The organism is Candidatus Obscuribacterales bacterium (genome assembly GCA_036703605.1).
Classification (GTDB): domain Bacteria; phylum Cyanobacteriota; class Cyanobacteriia; order RECH01; family RECH01; genus RECH01.
Genome location: DATNRH010001012.1, coordinates 1 through 1857 on the forward strand (window position 1 = coordinate 1; position 1857 = coordinate 1857).

Genomic DNA, 1857 nt, shown 5'->3' on the forward strand with positions numbered 1-1857 from the left:
TGTATTGGGCAGTATGGGACTTTGAAGAAAAATTCGTAGACCATTTGTTACCTCAAAGGAAATCTCATCCCAAGAGGGCTTGGATATCTGACAACACCTGGAAGTTAGTTGACCAAAAGGCAGCGCTTCGGCGCCGCCAAATCAACGATGATGGAGCGATTCAAGCGGAAGGCCGCCGCCTCAACCGGCAAATCCAACAGTCGCTGAAGGCTGACCGGAAACTGCGGGTTGAAAAAGCAGGAGCCCATATTGAGGCATCCCTGCAGGCGGATGACCTTCAGGGAGCTTGGAACTGTCTCAAAGCCTGGTACCGCGAGGCTAGCGACAGAGTCCCCAAGCCCTCTCGGAAGGACTTGGAGGCGGTGACACAGGAGCGTGTTGCACTATACACGAAGGAAGCGGAAGCCAATCTTGGTGACCCAATCCCCGTGGTAGTGGACCCTTTCAACATCTCTGATGACGTCCCGTCACCATACGAAGTTGCAACTGCAGTGCAAGGACTTCGATCGGGAAAGGCTCCCGGCCCATCGGGCCTGCGAGTCGACCAATTAAAGGATTGGTTGAGAGTCGCGGAAGGCAACGAGGCAACTCCAGCCCAACGCGAACCTTGGGACACGGTGGTGTCTTTGGTTCAACATTGCTACGCCTCAGGCGACCTCCCAACGGAGGCCACCTGGGCAACTGTCGTCCTTCTCCCAAAGGACGACGGCGGTGTCAGGGGCATTGGCCTTCTAGATGTCATCTGGAAGGTGCTAATGAAAATTGTCGACTCGCGCACAAAGCAAGGCGTCAAGTTTCATGATTGCCTCCATGGGTTCCGGGCCCACCGAGGCACTGACACCGCCATCATCGAAGCCAAGCTGGCCCAACAGCTAGCTGCCATCCATCAGGTACCCTTCTATGAGCTCTTTATTGATCTCAAGAAGGCCTATGATACGATGGATCGCCGACGAGCACTGTTGATTTTAGAGGGATATGGCGTAGGTCCACGGGCACGCCGCCTGTTGGATACTCTCTGGACTCGACAACAAATGGTGGCAAGGCAGAGTGGATTCCATGGGGAGCCCTTCGGAGCCACTCGTGGAGGCACCCAAGGGTGTATCTACATGCCGACACTATTTAACGTGGTAGAAGACGCTGTTTTACGGTACTGGCTCACTCAGGTTGTTCCTGATCGGCCGGCTACTGTTCAACACGGCTTTCAACAGTTGGTAGCTGAAAAGCTAGCACTGTTTTATGCTGATGATGGCCTCGTCGGAGCACGAGACCATCAGTGGCTCCAATGGGCATTTGATGTCCTGGTGAGCCTCTTTCGGCGTATTGGTCTGCAGTGCAACGTGAACAAGACTAAGGCAATGATCTGCCACCCAGCTCCCATCCCAGGGCCCCTCTCCCAGGCGGCTTACCACCGCCGAATGGAGGGTGATGGAGACTCATACATGCAGCGTAAGCGCCGTAAGGTGCACTGTCAGGTCTGCAATGCTGAGCTCTCCGCTGGGTCTCTCCGGCAACATATGCGTAGCCAACACTCCACTGAGATGCAGCCTGCAATAGGCACAGCACCAGTGGCAGCAACGGCACCTTACGTGTGTAGTTTCCCACGGATAGCCAACTCAGTTGACTGTCCAGTTGAAGGATGCCCGGGAAGGGCATCCTCAAGGAGAGGTCTCCGGATCCATTTCATGCATCGTCATCCACTGGACGTTATCCACATCCCTGAAGAAGGCCCAGTGCCTCTTCCCCGGTGTGAGTTCTGTGATATGTTCGTAACGCATGATGCCATCCGTCGGGGACACAGCTTCTCCCAGCTGTGTCGCACTGGCGCTGCTGCCAAGCAGTGTCGACATGCCCAGGAGG

At 55.4% G+C, this 1857-nt stretch carries 2 protein-coding genes; both read right to left on the reverse strand.

Features of this window, described 5'->3' with window-relative positions; translation table 11 throughout:
• Positions 1-104: 104 nt before the first annotated feature.
• Positions 105-248, reverse strand: a complete 144-nt coding sequence (locus V6D20_20680; protein ID HEY9818196.1) for a hypothetical protein — start codon at positions 246-248, stop codon at positions 105-107.
• A gap of 1407 nt (positions 249-1655) precedes the next feature.
• On the reverse strand, positions 1656-1857 hold a 202-nt coding region (locus tag V6D20_20685; protein HEY9818197.1), incomplete at its 5' end, for a hypothetical protein.